Genomic DNA, 18,524 nt, shown 5'->3' on the forward strand with positions numbered 1-18,524 from the left:
ACCCGGGGGAGCCGCGCGAGCCCATGGAGCAGCGCATCGCCAAGGCCATGGCCGAACTCCAGGCCGTGGAGACCGCTGTCGCCCGTGCCGAGGAGGAGCTGCGCGACTCCTCGCTCACCGTGCGCTCGCGCGACCGCGCGGTCGAGGTGACCGTGGGACCCCAGGGCGAGCTGACGGGGCTGCGCTTCCTGGACAGCCGCTACCGGAACATGCCGGCAGCCCAGCTCGCCGCCTCGGTGCTGGAGGCCGCCGACCAGGCGCGGGCGGAGATGGCGTACCGGGTGCGGGAGATCTTCGAGCCGCTGACCCGGCCCACCGGCGTCGCCCCGGAGTTCGGCGGCTTCGACGTCGACTGGGACCGCGTCCTCGGTCCCGCGTACGGCGGGGAGGGAAGCGGCCGTGGCCGTTCGGCGAGCGACCGGCTGCGGGACGAGATCCACGACGACTCCGACGACACACGGCCGGGCACACGAGGAGGGGGCAGACGATGAGCGGGGTGTACGAGGCGGACCCGGGCGGGCTGCGGCGCAGCATCGAGGAGATGAAGAGCCTGCCGGCGCTGGCGAAGCGGATGGGCCAGGACTTCCGGCGCCAGGAGAACGACTACACGGACTGGCCGGGCTGGACCGACGACTTCGCCCGGGAGGTGCGCCCGAAGTACGAGGAGAACAACGCGTACTGCACCGACATCGCCCACGGCCTGTACGAGGCGCTGGACGTGCTGGTCTCGGCGACGCTCACCAACCTGGAGAACATCGAGGGCACCCGGACCGACGCCACGGAACAGATCGCGGCCCACCGCAGGAAGACCGACGAGGCGCTCCACGGCGACGGCGGGCAGGGGAAGCGCTGAGTGCAGGAGATCAATTTCCCCGAGGACGTCAGGAAGATGCTCTGGATCCTGCTCGGCGAGATGCCGTTGCAGGCCCGGGAGAACCTGGCGTGGGAGAGCCGTGCCCTCTACCTCGACCTGGGGAAACGGGTCCTCGAACTGCGTGACGCCGTACAGCAGTCGGTGCTGAACGCCGGGCGGGCGCTCCCGGAGGACGTCGCGCGGGGATACGTCCAGGGGCTGTCCCTGCTGACGGACGACGGCGGGGTCAACCGGCTCCAGGAGCTCGTCGACCAGCTGGACGACATGGCCGACGGCCAGATCGACTACTCGATGAAGATCCAGGAGTCGAAGTGGGAGATCATCGCCGAGATCGTCATGCTCCTGATCGAGCTGGCCTTCCTCGCGGCCATGGCGTTCTTCACCGGCGGCACCTCGATCTCCCAGATGGCGCTGGCCAGGGCGCGCAGCCGGCTGGCGGTGCTGCTGATCATCGACCGGCTGCTGCGGATGACCCATATCGCGCCCGCGCTCAGCGGGGCGTTCGCCGAGGCCATCCAGACGCTGGCGGTCAAGCTCGCCCAGATCGCGTTCAACCCGCCGGCCCGCAGGCCGCCGGGCATCGACTGGGGCGATGTCGGCAAGGCGGCGGCCTTCGGGGCGCTCGGAGGTCTCTTCGAGGGCGCCTTCGGGCACTTCTCGGACAAGTTCAAGAACTGGTTCAAGAACAGTGCCGACTCCTTCGACCATCTGGACATCATCGACTTCCCGAAGCGGAATCCGTTCCTGGCCAAGGGGCTCAACGAGGTCTACGACATCCCCGCCGTCTTCGTCGTCTCGGGGCTCAGCGAGACGCTCGCGGAGGTGCTGGTCACCGGACTCTTCGACGGGAAATGGGAGTTCAAGTGGGAGACCTTCGTGGGCTCCGGCACCAGCGGGGTGTTCGGCATGTACGCGGAGTCCGCGATCGGGGGCGGGGCGCTGTGGCTGAACACCAAGTTCTTCGCCACCCCGGTGCCGCAGGGCGGGGTCAACGATCTGCCCGGGCCGGCCGACAGGAGTGGTGACGGCCCGCCGGACACCACCCGGGTGCCCGTTCCGACGGTGACCACGGGCGGGCCGTCCACCGCCGTGCCGTCGCCGCTGCCGCCCGTGCCCGCGGCGACGCTCTCCACGCCGCCGCCCTACACCGCGCCGCCGGTCTCGCCGCCGCCCCCGTACTCCCCGTCGCCGGTGACGGGCGACCTGCCGTCCCCGTCCATGGCCGTGCCGCCGGTGCCGACGGTGAACGGCAACCTGTCCTCCACCGTCCTGCCGCCGGTGTCCGCCGGGCAGCCGACCGGGACGGGGCCGTACGGTACGACGCGCACGGCGCCGCCCGTGATCCTGCCGGAGACGTCGCCGGTCGTCCTGCCGGCATCGTCGGTGCCGCTGCCGCAGTCCTCGCTTCCTGGTCCGCCGGGTGCGGTGCAGTCGTCGTCACTGCCGTCGTCGATGCCGTCCTCGCCTTCGGCGTCCCCCGTGTCGTCCTCCCCGGGATCGCCGTCGCCCGGTTCGTCGCCCGTGTCGTCGGCGCCTTCGTCGTCCGTGCCGTCCGACGGGCGGGGGCCGGAAGCGGTGCTGCCCGATGCCGTGGACGCGGACGCGGAGGAGGAGGCGGCGGCCACGTCGGGGCCCACGGCCGCGGCGCCGTCCTCGGTGCCGCCGCCGGGCGCCGCGTCGGCATCCGCACCGGCCGGCGCGCCCGCCTCCTCGCCCGCGCACGGGTCCGCCCCCGGCGCGCGCCCGGCGGGCGTCGGCGAGCAGCAGGGGGCGCCGGACGCCGTGCGGGACCCGGTGCGGGACCTGGCCACCGGTGAGGACCTGGAGGGGGAGCACCAGGGCCCTGCGCGGGAGCCGGAGCCCGAGCGGTCCGGCTCGCAGGCGGAGGGCGGGCCCGTACGGTCCTCCCCGCTCCCCGAGGCCGCCGCCCCTGGCTCGCCCGCCTGGGAGGCGGCCCGCTCCGGCACCGATCCGGTGACCCGTGCGCACACCTGGGTCGACCCCGTGTCTGCGGCTCCGGACCCGCAACGGCCCGGCCGGACCACGCAGTTCGCCGTGAACTCGAAGTTCGACGTACGCCGCTTCGAGGTCGGAGGCGAGAGCGTCACCGATCTGACCGTCAAGGTCGGTGCGGGCGCCACCGGCGAACTCCCGGACAACGTATGGGAGAAGGTGCTCAGCGGAGTCGGTGAGGCGTTCAACGCCCCGGGGCACCGGCTGCCGAACGGGGACCTGCTGCACGTGACCGTGGAACGGGTCGAGACCGACCCGCATCCGAGCGGGCTCAACGTCCGGTTCATCCCCCGCGACGAGCAGATGACCCGGTCCGCATGGTGGGCCGACGCCGATCCCGTCGACTACGCGCACGAGATCGGCCATCTGCTCGGGCTGCGTGACGAGTCCCGCCACGCGGTCGCGCCGCACCGCCCCGATGTCGAGGGAAGCCTGCTGGGGGACTACCGGCGCCCGGCGCCCGAGGGGCTCGCGCAGGGCGGGCTGCGGGGCCGCCACCTCCAGCTGCTGGCCGCCCACATCGGGGACGTCGGCCCCGCCGGGACGACGGCCGCCGCGCCCCCGCCGCCCGCCCGGCCGCGCACCGTCGGCGGGCACCCCGGCGCGGAGCCGTACGCTCCCGTCCTTCCCACGCAGGAGAAGGAGGCGCCGGCCACCCCGAAGCCGACGGTGACCGTCTCCGGGACGCTCCCGAAGCCGGAGACCGAGCCGGAGACCAAGCCGGAGACCGAGCCGGAGACCAAGCCGGAGGTCGAATCTCAGCCGAAGGACAAGCCCGAGCCGAAGCCGCAGCCGAAGCCGAAGCCCGAGCCCACCCCGCCCCCGAAGCAGAAGGAGTGGATCCGCACCACTCTCGACCGGACGCGGCCCCCCGTCCTGGACCCGGCCCTGACCCGGCCGCTGGGCGGGCGCCGGGCTCCGGTGGACTTCGGCAACGGCACCCGTATGCCCGACTACATCGACGACGTACAGGCCCTGCTGGACGGTGTGCCCGACGACATCATCGGCGAGCTGCTCTCCGGTTCCCTGACCTTCGGGCACAGCGATGTCGTCCTGCGCGGCACCGGACAGGCCCTGGCGGAGATCGAGCGGGTGCTGGCGGGAGACGCCGGCGACGTGATGGGCGACGTGACGTACGCCTTCCGGCACGAGCCCAAGACCCTCGCCGGGGACGGCCGGGTGTTTCCGTACACCGCGGCGGACGGCAGCGTGCGCAAGCTGTCGCTGGTCGTGCGGCACCACGGCGACTGGGAGCAGTTCGACGACGCCTACGGCAACCCGGTGAAGGTGGACGGGATGCACCGCTCGGTGGCCGCCGCCGGGCAGAGCAAGACCATGCAGTCCACCACCCAGATCGCGCTGGGCGGACCGGTCGGCCCCATGGGGACGGCCGCGTTCAGCGGATTCGGCCGGCTGGGGCTGCGGTTCGGGTTCACCGACAAGGTCTCGTACGGGCAGGCCGACCAGCACACCAGCCAGACCGAGACGCGCGCCCTGGACGGCTCGCGGGTCTATCTGGACCACGCCTATTACGAACTGCGGCTCACCGACGCGGACGGGCGGCCGGTGGACGGCCTGCGGCCGGGCACGGAGGGCGCCGCGTTCCACGGCTTCAGCATGCGGGACGGCCTCTCGGTGCGGCTGCCGGACAGCGTCACCAGCGGCACGGCCCGCCCGGGGCGCATCCCGCGCTCCCTGGAGCTGGGCCGGCAGTCGGCGTACCGGCTGGTGCGGACCGAGGGGTTCGGGCCCGTGGCCCGGATGCGGGACTGGGCGGCGGCGGAGATCGGTGTGCTGCCGGGCAGCACGGCCTACCGTGAACTGGACGCTTTCTTCTCCTCGTTGAGCTTCCAGCGGCAGGGCCCCGCGCTGTCGCGGGGCCGGGTGACGACCGTGCCGCTGGTCGCTGACGACACGGTCCGCACCCCCCTCGGCGTGTTCGTCGTCGATGTCGTGCCGGGCCGGGCGACGCTGATCACGGAGACGTCCGACGCCGAGATGCGCGACATCAACACCTCGACGGTCCGCAACGAGCGCGGCCTTCAGAAGACGGCGGCGTTCGGGATCGACGGTGTCGTGGGCCCGGCCTTCAACTTCTTCGACCTCGCCGACGGGAATCTCAACCTGCGGCTCCAGTTCGGGCCCGCGTTCCGCTATCTCTTCTCCGTGTCGCGGACCGCCGCGCTCGGCGGCTCGGGCTCCGTCAAGTCTGCGGGCCAGGTGAAGGGCGACCTGACCGGGCTCTACCTCGTACGCAAGACGGTCTACGTCAACCGGAGTGGCAGCACCGCCCCGCCCCAGCGGTTCCACACCTGGAGCGTGGACCGGATGACGCGCACGGAGGCGCGGCGGCTCGCGGGCTGGGACGACGGGCTGCGGCGGGCGCTGACGGCGGGCGCGCCGCCGCCCTTCGCGCCCGCCTATCTGACGGTGGACCGCCCCCCGACGCTGGGCATGCACCGGGTGGAGGAGTTCGCCTTCACCGACGGTGCGCGGTCGGCGGTGACGGATGCCTCGGGGCGTGAGCGGACCATGCTGGACACCTTCGCCGACGAGGTCCTGACCAGGCTCGCCGCGGAGTATCCGCGCCTCGTCGCGCGGCTCGACCAGCTCGCGCCGCGCGAGCGCAGGACCTGGCGTGAGCGGACCGTGGCCCTGCTGGAGTCACCGGGGCCGTTCGCCCGCCCCGCGTCGTCGCTGTGGCGCACCGACGAGGAGTACCGCACGGCGCTCTCCAACACGCTGGAGGTGCTGGCCGCCCTGTCGTACCGGAGCATGGCGGGGAACCTGGAGGCGCTGACGACGACCGGGATCAGAATCCGGTTCAACGAGCCCGGCAGGCTGGGTCAGGGGCACCGCTACATCTGGCTGCACGCCGAGCTGACCAACCGCCGCTTCGAGGGTGTCCAGGACGACTTCAAGCTGCGCTACAGCACGGTCGGCGTCGAGCGGGTCGACGGCCAGAAGAGCGCCAAGCGCGTCAAGGAGCTCGGTTTCGAGGGGCAGTTGGCCTTCCGTGATCCGAGCGCGGACGACATCGGCGCCCCGAACAACGCGGGAGTGCTGACGCTCGGGGCGCGCAAGGGGTGGCAGTCCGACCAGGAGACCGGCTTCGGCGCGACGGCCACGTACGAACCGATGACCGTGAGCGCCGGGCCCTCCCACCTGTACCGCTACGACCTCGCGCTCACCGTGGACCGGGGAGGCTACTGGCGGTTCCGGGGGCTCCTGAGGGGGACGGCGACCCTGGGGCTGCTGGGGACCCAGCCGTTCGTCTTCCACCAGGCCCGCGACCTGCTGATCGGCTCCCGTCCCGGTGGCGGCACGATCGGCGGCGGGCCGATGACGGGGCAGGTGCTGATCAGCATCCCCGGCAGTCACGCGCCCGCCGTCGATCCGCACGCCCGGGGCAGGGCCAACCCTTTCCTGAGCATCGGGCAGCAGCCGGTGCGCCATCTGCGGCCCGAGCGGGCGAGGGCGCTGGCGCTCGGCGAGCCGGCCCGGTCCGGGACCCTGGTGCGTGCCACCGACGTCGTCGGGGACCCGGGTCCGGTGTCGGCGGACGGCCGGGGCTCACGGCTGTTCCGAGACCTCCAGAACCATCCGTTCCTGACCATCGGCGTCGTGCCGTCCCCTGCCCTCATGGACGCGCTCGGCGGGCTGCTGGACGCCGGGTCGGGCGGGGCGTGGCAGCTCACCGAGGAGGGCGCCCCGACCCGGGAGTCGGTCCTGCGCGCCTTCCAGGCCCAGTACCTGACGGCGAACTTCGACCAGAGCTCGGGTCCGCTCGGCTGGACCGCGGCCGGGCTGATGGGCAAGGGGCCGTACGCCACCCTCTGGGCGACCTTCCGCCATCTGACGGCGGTGAGCGACATCCGGGCCCTGACCGGCTCCGTCCCGATGGACACGGAGATGGTGCTCGGCGGTACGGGCCAGACCTCGGGGAAGCTGACCAGGACGTCGACCTTCTTCACCGGCGGGCAGCTCACCTACGCCCGTTCCCACGCGACGGGGCCGGGACTGCTGGGCACCTACGGCCTGGTCGCGAGCCCCTGGTCGACGGCCGACCAGTCGAACACGACCGTCACCCGTGCCGTCGTCCACGACATGAACCGCAAGGGCTTCGGCCACCAGGTGCTCGTGACGGGCACGGTGGAGCACTGGCTGGCGCTGGCGGCGAGCCTGATCGGCGCGCGGGCGGCGGGCCGGGCGCTCGTCCCGGACTGGCTCGCGGCGGCGGCGGGCCGGATGACGACGGTGCCGGGCGGCTGGCTGGCCCATGTGCCCGAGAAGAGCGCCCACCTGGTCGGCCTGATCGACGACGGCATGGGCGACGTGCCGCGCTACACCGCCCGCCGGTGGTCCCCGCAGCCCTGGTTGCAGGGCAACAGCTTCGGCACGTACCCCGTCAACGCGCTCGATCCGACGGCGGTGCTCGCCGCGTTCGACCGGAAGACGCACGCGCTCGGGCTGGACGAGGCCGGCCGGGAGCGGGTCCGCACCCTGGTGTCCTCGCGTGTGCTGCGCTCCCTGGACAAGGAGATGGCGGGCACCGGCACGTCGGTGCCCGCCCGTACGGGGGCGTGGGGGTGGCACAGCTTCCGGATCGGGAAGCGGCAGGTCCGCATCCGTGTCCAGGTCCTGCCCGGCACACCGTCCTTCGAGATGCTCGACCACAGCGTGGAGATGGAGGAGAACCGGCGGGCCATCGAGACCGTGCAGGAGGGGGCGGAGTCCTCGAAGGGCGCGGACGTCGGCTATCTCGTCGGCGAGGGCGTGCACACCGGGGACCGTACGGCCCCGGCGGCCGGCCCCACCTTCACCGAGACGGGGTCCGGACGGCAGACCACCGGGGCGAGCCGGACGGCCTCCACCCTGACGGTGTTCCGGGCGGCGTCCACGGAGCCGTACGCGGAGATCGCCACCCCGTACCGCATCCGGATCACCCTGGAGGCGGACGACGCCCCCGCCCCGGACGAGGCGGACACCTCGCTGAAGGGGCGGGCGGTGGCGGCGCGCGACCGGTTCAGGGGCAAGCAGGTCCTCACCGAGGAGGGCCCGGCCGGAACCCTGCGCGAGCACGTGCCGCTCAGCCTGATGGCCCCGGACGGCGACCCCGGCTCCGATCCCCTGCCACCGCCGTCCCTGCCCGCGCTCGCCCCGCCCCGGCCGGGCGTCCCGGAGAACGCGCTCGGGCCGTACACCAAGCACGGCGACGGCAGCCTGAGACCGTTCCGCTTCCCCGACACCGGCTTCGACGTCCGCCGGATCATCGGGCTCGCGGACATCCGGATGGCCAGCACCTACGCGGTCGCCCTCTCCTACGACGCGGGCTTCTCCACGGACGCGGACGACGCCCCCTACCGGGCCAGGGACACCGGACTCACCCGGCTGGGCACCGGCTCCGCGCAGGCGCTGGAGGACGGGGAGAGCAACGCCGCCCTGTCGGCGTACTACCACCAGGCCGTCACCCTCGGCGGCTACCGCGTCCCCGGGCTCACCGAGAAGAGCGTCATCGGCAACGAGAGCGCCCAGCTCGACCTGTACGCCAAACCCGACTTCAGCCGGGCCACGCTGCTCACCGTCGCCGACGGCAAGAAGATGGAGATGCTCCGCCGGGCGGGCGAGAGCGCCGCGACGAGCGTCGGCCGGGAGAGCGTCCAGGACTCGGCGATCGGGGCCGGTGTCCTCATCAGCTCCGACCGGACCGGGCTCAACCAGCTCGGCGCCTCGGGCACCGGACCGTACGCCGGCACGGGCGACTCCCTCGCCACCTCCGCCGACCAGCTGACCTCGGTCAACACCAAGCCCAAGACGGGCCGGGTGTTCCTCTTCGCGGTGCCCACCACCTGGCTCAGCGTCGCCGACGTGCAGCGGGGCATCAAGGACAGCCGCATCGGACGGTTCGTCGGCGGCGCGTTCGGGAGCGTCAGGCCGGGGCTCAAGGCGGTCGCCTCGGAGGCCTACGCGGTCGTGTGGGTACGCGACGACATCGCCCGGGAGCTCGGGCTGATCGACGAGACGAACTTCCCGGCCCGGGTCGGCGCCGCCTGGGACGCGGTCGGCAGCGCGAGCAAGGCCTGGGTCGACGCCGACAAGGCCTACTGGAAGAAGCGCCGGGGAGCCCTCGCCCTGCGCGAGGCGCGGGACGCCGCCGAGAGCGCCCTCGCCCCGGTCCTCGCGACCGCCACCGCCGACCGTCGCCGCCTGGACCTGGCGTACGACGCCGCCGAGACCGCCAGGACCGCGCACGAGGCGGCACAGCTCCGGCTCGACTCCGTACGCGACACCGGGCAGCGGGCGGTGCGGGACGCGACCGCGGCCCTGGAGACGCTGGAGGAGACCGACACGGGCGAGGCGGCCCACGACGGCTGGGCCGGGCTCGTGCGCGACCAGATCGACGACGCCCGCGCCGCTCTGAAGGCCGCCGAACAGGCCGCCCGGGACCAACTGGCCGCGGAACAGGGCCGCATGGACGTCGTACGCCGCCGCACGGAAGTGGTCGACCGGCGGGTCGCCAGGGCGGAGAAGGACGTGGCCTCCTCGCGCCGCCGGGTCCAGGAGGCCACCCGGCGACGGGACGCCGCCCTCACGGCCTTCGGCAACCGCCGGACCCTGCTCGACGGGCTGAGGGCGACGGCGGAGACGGCGGCGGCCGAATACCACCGGGTCAGGGCGGGCGCGGACCAGCTCACCCGCTGGCACCAGGAGGCGGCCACCCCGGAGGGCCGGGAGCGGCTCGGCGGACGCGCGGAACCGCCCGCCGTCGTGCATGTGAAGGCCCCGGCCGCCCCCGCACCGCCGCCGCCCCCGGCCCGCCCCGTGTACACCAGGACAGGCACCGGCGAGGACGCGCGGCTCACCTCGCCCGACCAGGTCACCTACACCCTCCACGACGTGCCCAGGGACGGGGACGCCTTCCTCCACGCCCTGCTGGAGGGGCTGAGCAGGACGGCGCCCGAGCTGCTCACCGACCGGGGCATCGACCTCACGGACCGGCGCGCGGCAGTCGCCGCGCTCCGGCCGCTGCTCGCGAGCCGGCTCGACGACCCGTCGGACGCCGACCTGCTCGACCTGGTCGCGCCGGACGACACGGACACCTTCAGCGACGCGGAGGTCACCGCGGCGGGACTGCGGGGGGCGGGCCCCCTGGGCGTGGACACCCCGGGCGGCCGTGAGTTCGACGGGCTCGACGGGCTGATGCCGCACTCCGTCACACCGGACCGCCGGGCCCGCGCGGCGCTGGCCATCGCCCAGCTGACGCGGCCCGGCGACGCGGACGGGGAGGCCGGGTGGAACCACGGGGCGGCGGACCTGCTCCCGGCCCTCGCCGCGCGGACCTTCGGCGTGGACATCACGGTGGTCGACGCGTCGGGCCGCCCCCAGGTCTTCCACCCCGCGCCCAGCGACACCACGGGCACGCTCGACCTGCTCCTCGGCGGGCCCGCGGGACCGCCTCCCCATGTGGTGCTGAGCCTCGCGGACCGGCACTACCAGCTCGCGGTACGGGAGGACGCGGAGGCTCCGGGGACGAAGTCCTCCGAGGCCGGAGGGAAGGCACCCGGGGGGAAGTCCCCGGAGGCCAAGGGCCCCGAGGGCTCCAAGGGCCCCGAGGACTCCAAGGACCTCAAGGACCTCAAGGGCTCCCAGGACGCCAAGGACCCCAAGGGCAAGGGCAAGGCGCCGGAAGGAAAGGCTCCCGAGGGCGACGGGGCGGTGTCCGCGAAGAAGACCGGCCCCCTCTCGCCGGGTCGCCCCGCCCGGGGCCGGCCCGTGACCGTCCCCGGGTCCGGCGAGTGCCTGCTGTTCTCGTTCATGGCCGGCGACCCCGCCTATCTGCGCAACCGGCTGCCGGGCCTCGCGGAGTCGGACCCCGCCGCGTACGCCTGGCTCGGCGACCCCCGCACCGTACGCGCCGGTCTGACGGCCGCCGCTGCCGCCACCTCTCCCGACGGCACGTACGAACAAGGCCCGGAGGCGGTCGTCGCCGCCCGGATGCGCGCCGCCGTCGACGGCTATGTCAGGGCGAGCCGGGGCCGGCTGCACCCGCACATCATCGGCCAGTTGCGCATGTCGGCGGCCCCGGACTTCGCCGGCCGCATCGGCGGACTCCACCGGACCGCACTCGTCACCCTGCTCGCCCACCACGGAGTGGACGCGGACACGCTGGTGGACCGTTCGGACGCGGGTCTGCGCCGGGAGCTGACCACCCTCTACGCGACGAGTGAGGCGCCCCTGGACGACGTCGAGCTCCAGACCGTCCTGGACGCCGTCGCCCACTGGGAGGACCGGTACATCGACCCGGTGGGCGAGATCTTCCTGCCGCTGCTCGCCCATGCCTTCGAGGTCCGGGTGGAAGTGGCGAGGGACGGCCTGCTGTTCGACGAGAACCGTGCCGGGCTGCGGGACGCGTCCCGGGTCATCGAGGTGCACTACAACGGGCACAACCACTACAACGGCAGTGGCGCGGCACCCCGCGACCTCCTCACCTTCGGCGAACAGGTCGCCCCCAAGCGGGTCAAGGACGAGGAGCGGGACGCGGCGGGCGACGTACGCGTGAATCCGCTGTGGGTGCCCCTGGACGAGGTCGATCCCGACCTGCTGGTCACCGGCAGCAAGGACGCCGTGTGGATCTACACCGTCACGGGGGACGGGCGGGTGCTGCTGGGCAGCGAACAGCCGAGCGCGATCGTGACGCCGGAGCAGTTCGACGCGCTGCTCACCGGCATGCGGCGCGTGACACCCGAGCTGACCGCCGATCAGCTCCGCGCGCAGCTCGACGGACTGGGTCACACGGGGATCGCCGCGGACTTCGGCGGGAAGGGGCGGACGGTCCCCGGCCTGAGCCGGGTCTCCGGGGAGTTCCGGTGGAACGCGGAGCGCGGCCGGTGGACGGTGAACGACAAGTCGGGCCGCTACATGAGCGAGTCCGTGCGCCCCGGGCTCGATCCCGCGGTCGCGGCGGGCTGGCTGGAGCGGGTGGCCGGTCTCTTCACGGACCGGCTGGGCGTGCGGGTCGTCCCCGACCAGGTCAAGACGTCCGCCGCGCCACCGCCCGAGGGCGGTTCCGCGCCGCCGCCCGCCCCGCCGGTGGTCCCCCTGGAGGGACACGTGTCGCTCGCCGAGCTGGACGCGATCGGGGTGACGCTGTCGGCTGGGCAGACCGCGCAGGCCGTCCTGCTCGGCAGCCGGCTTCCGGTGGAGGGGCTGGGACTGACGCCGGAACAGCAGCGGCTGGTGCGGGTCCAGCGGGGCGAGCCCGACACCTCCGCGCCCACGCGGCTGCTCCTCGACTCGCCGGAGCCCTCGTCCCCGGCGAGCAGCGTCGACTCCCTCTACATGATCATGGACTGGGAGGACGGGGAGTCCGGTGAGGGCAGCCCGTCCCCCGAGCCGGGGCCGGACCACCACCAGATCCTGGTGGACCTCTACGGCCCGGACATCGACGGCAACCCGCTCTATCCCACGCTCCGGGAAGCCCTCGTGCGGCTGGACACCCTGCGCGGGAACGGCCCCCGGTCGGCGCTGCGCGACGGCCCGTTCGACCTGGACGCGGTGGCTCGGTACGTCCTGGGCCTCGGCGAGCAGGAGCCGGTGACCAGGGCGCGGCGCGGCGAACTGTTCCGGGTGGCGCTCGACGAGAACGTGGAGGGCGCCCGGGGCCTCGCCGAGCTGGCCGCGTTCCACCTGGTGCTCGAAGGGGTGTTCGCCGTCGCCCGTACCCTGCCCAGGACCGGCGGCTCCATCGGACGGAACTGGACGGGCGGCAGGGTCAGGGGCCTCGACACGGCGCAGCTCGATGCCTCCCTGCAACGCCCGGACGGAGGGCCGGTGTTCGACCCCGGCGGCCCGCCGCCGTACGTCGTGATGGCCGCCGAGGGCAGTCACGACCATGTCGTCGTGCTGGACGCCGACGGCAACGCCCACCGGGTGCCGGGCGAGGTGTTCGCCGAGCTGATGGCCATGGACCCGGTGCTGGCCGGGCTCCCGCCGGACGTGCCGCTGGTCCTGCTGGTCCCGGAGGCGGGCGCCCGGGGCCTGGACCTGCCACGAGCCGTCGCCGACCGGACCGGCCGCACGACGTGGTCCACCAGCGGACGTCTCGCCTTCTCCGGGTCCGGGGACCGGGCCGTGGTCTCCCCCGAGCACCGGCCCGGTGAAACGGCCGGGGTCTGGATCGTCAGCGAGCCCGGTCAGCTGCCCGGGCCCGGCGCCCGGCAGGACGCGCAGGACTGGGAGAGCGACGTCGTGTCGTACACCCAGGTCTCGCAGGGGAGGTCCATCGGACGGTTCGTCTTCCACCCCGCCGAGGCGGCCCGCTTCGAGGGGCTCATGCGGCAGATGCCGACGACGACGGAGCTCTGGCACCAGAACCCGGTCACGGGTGTCCTGACCAAGGACCCCGGCCTCGTGCCCTGGGCGGGCAGGCCCGCGTACTTCTTCGCCGTGCACGCCTTCCCGGGGATGACCGACATGGCGCTGGAGGGCGGAGCGAACCACATGGCGCGCGGGCCCCTGACCGGCGCCTTCCTCAAGCGCCGGCCGAGTGTGTCCCAGCTCCCCGACGACCATGTGATCGTGATGGACGCCTGCTGGCACGCGACCCCGGGCGGCGCGGACTTCGTCAACGGGGACTCCCCGCGGGCGCCGTACGTCGCCGATCCGCTGGCGACCGTCAGCGACGCCCAGTACACCGCCAACGAGACCGGCCGCACCGTGTTCGCCTCCACCCGGCCGAGCGGAATCCAGCGGCTGAGCGCGCGGCAGGGCGGCGGACACGTCCGCATCCTGAGCACCGATCCGCAGGGCAGGCGCGGACGGTGGCTGGAGTTCCGGCCCGAGCCCACCGGCGCCGCGCTCGACGCCACGGCACGCGGCGCGGGCCTGCACCAGGGTGACGGGCCCGCTTCGCCCGAGGTCCGGGACGCGGCGCTGCGGCTGGTGCGCGCCCTGCGGAACGTGTTCGGCCCGGATGTGGAGCAGGACGCCGCGTACTCCCAACTGCTGGCCGGCATAGGTTCCGTGGAGTCGATGCGGGCGGGGGACCCGGCGCTGGCCGGTGCCACGCCGTTCACCATGGACCTGCTGGAACAGACGGTACGGGCCCTTCGTGGCCCCCTGCCCGGCACGGCCCTCACTCCCGACGACCACCGCGCCGCCCTGCTGCACGCAGCCACGGCCTCCGGTACCGGAGCCGCGCTCAGCGCGTTCGTCGCGCTGCCCCTGCTCGTCGAGGCCGCCCGGCGGCTCGACGGCTTCGCCGGGCCCGACGCCCTGGACGCCGAGGCCGCGCGTGTGCTCGGGCTGCCGACGGGCGCCGAGGTGGGGCCCGCCCAGCGGGCCTGGCTGTTCTGGGCGACGGCCGCCGCCCTGGCATGGGAACAGCGGACGCCCGATCCCGACGCCGCCGGGGCGCGCCTCCTGCATCTCGGCGGGCCCGACCCGGCGCGGCGCGGCGACGTCATCGACCTGGTGACCCGGGCGGCCGCCGCCGGGCGGGACCTGGACAACCCGACGGCCGTGGCGGCCTTCCACCTGGAGACGCTGGGCGCCCTCGCGCCGGAGACCCGGCTGCTCGCCGCCGACGGCAGCACGGCGGGCCGCACCTGGTTCCCGACCCCCCGGAAGCCCGGCCCCCTGAACACGGCCGCCCTCGTCACGGCCGTGCCGGGGCCCGGCGGCGGCTTCCAGCCGGGCGGCGTGGTGCCCGCGCCGTGGAAGACCCCCGACAGCCCCGACCCGTACGTCATCTGGGCGCCGGGGGACTCCGGCCACCTCGTGATGCAGCTGCCCGGCAGCCCCGTCCTGCGGGTTCCGTACGACGAGATCGGCGAACTGCTCTCGCGCGACAGGGAACTGGCGGGCAAGCCCCTGCGGACCGATGTGCTCCTGGCCGTGCGGGAGGCCGGAACGGCGGGCGGCACCGATCCGCGCCCGGTGATCGGCGCGCTGACGGGCCGGGGTGTCTGGACGACCACGGACAAGGTGTTCCTGACCGGTTCCAGCGCCCCGGGTTCCCCGTACGCCGTCGTCGTCCTCCGGGACCAGGCGGCGCCGGGCGGGCCTTCGGCGGCGGGGGCCTGGTCCCGTGCCCGGCCCGGGGACCCCGCGCAGCCCGGCCCCGGCACGGCGGTCCCCCAGACCGGAGAGCCCGGGTTCCTGCTGACGCCCGGCGCCGTGCCGGGGCCGGGCGGGACACGGACGACCGCGGGCTGACCGGGCAGCCGTTGTCGTATGTTCACCCAGTCTTCATGGCGTAACTACCCGCCCTGTGCGACCAGTTGGGCTCGGCTGGGTGATGTGGGGCGGTAGTGGTTGCCGAGGCGTGGACACGTGAGGACCGTATGACTGAGCTCGGAGCCGGGCTGTGAGCCGATGGTCCCTGAAGCGCAGGAGGCCGGCCGGTCACGTCCGCCCCCCGGAGACCGACGGCGCGGCGGTCTTCGCCGTCGAGGAGTACGACGGCGTCGTGCTGCTGCGGTCGCCGTCGGACGACGCGCTGAGCACCGCCGACATCGGTGATCTCGCCCGCTCCCTGGCCTTCGACGACGACGGCACGGTGACCGTGGTGACCGGCGCCGACGAGTCGCTGGCCGACGCGCTGTGGCCACGGCTCGCCACGCTGCTCGACTCGCTCCGGGAGGAGGACGTCACCTCCGTCAGGCTGGTCATGTCCGGTGCCGGACTCGACGGCCCGGACCGCGAGGCCCCCGCCCGCCGCATCGCCGACGCCTGGGGGCTGGAGGTGATCGCGCCCGACGCGGTCGTCCTGGTCGTGCCGGGCGGCGGGCTCTTCGTCCCCGGCGTACGCCCCGGCTCCCGTACGGAGGCCGGCTGGTGGCGCTTCTCGCCGGGGGCCGAACCGGTCGCGCTGGGCCCGAGGCAGCCCGCTCCCGCGTGGCAGCCGGGACCCGCGGCCGGGGTGCGGAGCACGGCGGGCGGATGTGTGGTCGAGCAGATACCCGCCGGGCTGCTGGTACGCCCCAGGGACGCGATCGCTCCGCGCCTCGGGGACCTCTGCTACGCGATACCGGTGGACCGGGGCGGGCCGCTGGTCCTCGTCGGCGTACCGGACGGGGAGGACGTGCTGCCGGCCGATGTGGCCGAGGCCGTCGGGTCGCTGCCCCCGGCGGCGCGCTCCCGGGTCAGGATCGCCCCGGGGGGACGCAGCGACGTACTGGAGGCGGGGCGTGCGCTCGCCGGGTCGCTCGGCCATGAGGTCGTCGTCCACACCGGGCTGCCGCTGCTTCCGGCCGGCGGTCTGACCGACCGGTACTCCGTGCGCGCGACCCTCGTCGACGCCGAGGGGGTCCCGCGCTGGCACCCGTATGTGGACGCGGTGGTGTGCCCGCCGGGGAAGGAGCCCCGGCTGCTGCGCTGGACCTCTCCGGTCCCCGGCCGAGGGGCGGGCGAGCAGGGGGTGCTGCCGCTCTCCGGCCGCTGGCAGGTCAGCGTGACCCGGGCGGGCCTGTGGGTCGGCGGCCCGGACGGTGAACCCGCGCCCGTCGCCGGACGCCCGGTGGCCGCGGACGGCCCGGTGATCGAGGTGGGCCGGACCGGCGAACCGCTGGACGCGTCGCTCTGGCCGGAGCTGTCCCGGCTGCTGGGCGCGCTCGGGGCGGACGTCTGCACCCGCGCCAGGCTCGTGGTGCACGGCACCTGCGTGGACGGCGGCCAGGCCCTGCGGCACCTGGCCGGCCTGCACCATCTGCGAAGCCTCCGCTTCGGGAAGCTCCCGGTGCCGGGCAAGGTGCCGGGGCGTACGGCCGGGCGCGGGGCGGGGCACGCGACTGCGGGGGCCGCGCCGGCACGGGGCGCGGGGTCGGCGCCCCGTACCCCGGCGGTCGCGGCGCCCAGGGCTCCTGCTGCGGGGACGTCCACGCGGGGCGGCGTGCCCGGCCCGGCAGCCGCGTCGGCGTCGTCCGCCGCGCCGGGCCGGGGCGTTGCGCCCGACGGGGGTTCGGGTGCGCCCGGCGGGGGTTCCGCGCAGGGCCGGGGGGTTGTGCCTGGCTCGGGGGTCGTCTCAGTCCCGGGCGCGACTGTTCCGGGGTCCGCATCTGGCCCGGGCGCGACGCCGGGTTCGGCCTCGGGGTCTGCTTCGGGGTCTGCCTCGGCTCCTGTTCCGACTTCGACGTCTGCTCCTGAGCCGGCTCCTGAGCCTGATCCGGCGTCTGCGTCTGCTTCGGCCTCGGCTTCCTCCTCCGCTTCGGCTTCTTCCTCCGCTTCGGCTTCCGGTTCTGGTTCCGCCCCGGCTTCGACGTCTCCTGGTCGGGCTTCCGGCCCGAGTCCCGCTTCGCGTCCGGGCGTCTCTCGTCCCCGGATTCCGCTGGCCCAGCTCCTGGAGCCCGACCCGGAGCCGGCGGGCCCGCCCGGCTCTCCGGCCGCCGCGTCCGGGCGGACGCCGGGCCGTGCTCCCGTCGCCGCCACCACGGGCGGCGGGCCGTCTCCGGCGCGTACGGCGGCGACCGGGGCCGCACCCGGACACGGCGACCCGGAGCCGGCCGGTGCTGCCGAGCCCGCCGGTGCGGCCGAGCCGACCTCGGGTTCCGCTGCGACCGGGCGCACCTCAGCACCTTCGGGCGCCCCGGACTCTTCGGGTACGCCGAACTCCTCGGGTACGCCGAACTCTTCGGGTGCCCCGGAGCCCTCAGGCACCCCCGCCCCTTCGGGTCTCTCCACGGCCCCCGAGGGTGATCCCGCACCCCCTGTCCCCGCGGCCACGACGTCCGGACAGCCCGCCGAGACCGTGTCCGCCCCGCCCGTCCGAGCCATCGCGACCTCCTCCGCGCCCGGTCCGACTCCACCCGAGGGCGGGACCCCGGCGACCGGTGTCGTCCGGGGGGTCGAGGACTTCGCCCCGGCGCCGTTCCTGCCCGGGTACAGCAGCACCGAGGAGGACCGGGTCGCGTTCCGGGGGGTCGCGGAGTCCGAGTGGGAGCGTTACGGGGCCGCCGTGGCCCGGATGCTCACGCGGATGCCCGCACTGCGCGGCCAGGAGCAGGAGGCCGCCCGGGCCGATCTGATCGCGCTGAGTCTCTATCTGCGGTCCACGGTCGGGCCGTTGAGCCACACCGCACTGCACCGCGCCCTCGGTTCCGGCGACGGGCGGCTTCTGCCGTACGCCGCCTGTGTGGCCTCGGGGCTGCGCCGCCTGCCCGCCTTCCGAGGTGCGGCCGTGCGGGGCGCGGGCACGGGGGCGGCCCCGGCGCCGGGCAGCCTGCTGAGGGACGCCGGGCCCGTCAGCGCACTGCCCGTCGGCAGTGATGAGCCACTGCCGGGCGGTGCGCGGTACGTGATCTGGTCGGTCACCGGGCGCCGGGTCCGGCAGCTGTTCGACGGCCCGGCGGAGAACACCCGGACCGACGAGGTGGTCTTCCCGCCAGGGACGGTGTTCCGGGTCCTGGATGTCCGCCAGGGCGGCGGTGCGCCCGCCTCCCCCCTGATTCTTCTGCGTGAACTCCCTGGAATCCCAGGGGAATCCGCCTCCGGTGGGACACCGCTCGACGAGCAGGACGAGGCCGCGCTGGCGCGGCTGGACGCCTCGCTGAGCCGGAGCCCCGACGGGGCGGCCACGGGCCCCTGGCCCGGCCGCTGTGCCGGACCGGTCGGCCTCCCCCACAGCGATGGAAGTGAGTGA

General features: G+C 74.6%; 4 protein-coding genes. All 4 read left to right on the forward strand.

The window, feature by feature from the left end; genetic code table 11:
• Positions 1 to 23: 23 nt before the first annotated feature.
• The 4 genes from ACWCQM_RS07935 (at position 24) to ACWCQM_RS07950 (ending at position 18,524) form a co-directional block, all read left to right on the forward strand.
• Positions 24 to 491 carry a YbaB/EbfC family nucleoid-associated protein gene (locus ACWCQM_RS07935; protein WP_450914428.1) on the forward strand — a complete coding sequence of 156 codons (468 nt, stop codon included), beginning with the start codon at positions 24 to 26 and terminating at the stop codon, positions 489 to 491.
• Positions 488 to 853 (forward strand): hypothetical protein, encoded by a 366-nt coding sequence (locus tag ACWCQM_RS07940; protein WP_267074839.1) that lies wholly within the window; start codon positions 488 to 490, stop codon positions 851 to 853. The genes ACWCQM_RS07935 and ACWCQM_RS07940 overlap by 4 nt, the downstream gene beginning before the upstream one ends.
• Positions 854 to 15,103, forward strand: coding sequence for a lonely Cys domain-containing protein (locus ACWCQM_RS07945; protein WP_450914429.1), 14,250 nt, complete (start codon positions 854 to 856; stop codon positions 15,101 to 15,103).
• 151 nt (positions 15,104 to 15,254) lie between these two features.
• Entirely contained in the window at positions 15,255 to 18,524 is a 3,270-nt protein-coding gene (locus tag ACWCQM_RS07950; protein ID WP_450914430.1) for a hypothetical protein, read from the forward strand.

The organism is Streptomyces sp. NPDC002125, assembly GCF_053593715.1.

What these genes read in the sequence shown, in the direction of transcription:
- ACWCQM_RS07940 (WP_267074839.1), top strand. Translation starts at nt 488, where the DNA reads ATGAGCGGGGTGTACGAGGCGGACCCGGGCGGGCTGCGGCGCAGCATC.
- ACWCQM_RS07935 (WP_450914428.1), top strand. Translation starts at nt 24, where the DNA reads ATGGAGCAGCGCATCGCCAAGGCCATGGCCGAACTCCAGGCCGTGGAG.